This window comes from Microbacterium sp. IEGM 1404, from assembly GCF_030056775.1.
Lineage (GTDB): Bacteria > Actinomycetota > Actinomycetes > Actinomycetales > Microbacteriaceae > Microbacterium.
Genome location: NZ_JASHKP010000016.1, coordinates 1 through 242, shown reverse-complemented (window position 1 = coordinate 242; position 242 = coordinate 1). Strand labels below are relative to the sequence as shown.

Genomic DNA, 242 nt, shown 5'->3' with positions numbered 1-242 from the left:
TCAGTACGTGGTCAGCGTGCACGTACCCCGGGTCGGCTTCCCGTCGATGCGGGTCGTAGAGGTGGGCGAGGTGGCCGTGAAGTGGTATGCGTCGCGCTCCTGGCAGCCGCGGGGGCACGGCGAGGGCGTGCGGGGGGGGTCCTGCGGCGTCCTCGACGGAACGCTCGGGTTCACCGTCGGCAAGCACATGCAGGAGCCCGACCGCGACGAGAGCACCACCGCCCTGGAGAACAGCGACTGGG

Annotated in this window: 1 protein-coding gene; it reads left to right on the top strand. The window is 71.1% G+C overall.

Annotated elements, in window-relative coordinates; genetic code table 11:
• Positions 1-16 precede the first annotated feature (16 nt).
• Positions 17-242, top strand: a 226-nt coding sequence (locus tag QM517_RS18110) for a hypothetical protein (protein ID WP_283289552.1), incomplete at its 3' end; no start/stop codon positions are given.